We start from the raw sequence: 549 nt of genomic DNA, 5'->3' as shown, positions 1-549 counted from the left end.
TCAAAAAAGAAAGGACGAAATTTGTCCTTTCTCGGTTTTAGCTTTTATTCAACCCACTACAGTTGACAAAGAGCCATTATTAATTACAAAAAAAGAGGCCTAAACCTCTTTTTTCTTAACTACTCCGCCAGTAGGACTCGAACCTACGACATCATGATTAACAGTCATGCGCTACTACCAACTGAGCTATGGCGGATTAAAGCTAAGCGACTTCCATATCTCACAGGGGGCAACCCCCAACTACTTCCGGCGTTCTAGGGCTTAACTTCTGTGTTCGGCATGGGTACAGGTGTATCTCCTAGGCTATCGTCACTTAACTCTGAGTAATACTTACTCAAAATTGAATATCTATTCAAATCAAGAAAACCTTCGCTTTCATATTCTCAGTTACTTTGGATAAGTCCTCGAGCTATTAGTATTAGTCCGCTACATGTGTCGCCACACTTCCACTTCTAACCTATCTACCTGATCTTCTCTCAGGGCTCTTACTGATATAAAATCATGGGAAATCTCATCTTGAGGTGGGTTTCACACTTAGATGCTTTCAGC

Annotated in this window: 1 tRNA gene and 2 rRNA genes; all 3 read right to left on the bottom strand. The window is 41.2% G+C overall.

The features are described from left to right. Positions 1-122 precede the first annotated feature (122 nt). A tRNA-Asn gene (locus QP439_RS08985) sits at positions 123-196 on the bottom strand. A 5-nt stretch (positions 197-201) separates the two neighbouring features. After that, positions 202-317 (bottom strand): 5S ribosomal RNA (rrf, locus tag QP439_RS08980). A 75-nt stretch (positions 318-392) separates the two neighbouring features. Further along, positions 393-549: ribosomal RNA gene (locus QP439_RS08975) — 23S ribosomal RNA — on the bottom strand; the annotation flags it as partial.

Source organism: Streptococcus sp. UMB1203 (assembly GCF_030217725.1).
Lineage (GTDB): Bacteria > Bacillota > Bacilli > Lactobacillales > Streptococcaceae > Streptococcus.
Note: the sequence above shows the minus strand (reverse complement) of the source record. Positions and strands in the feature narration are given on the sequence as shown.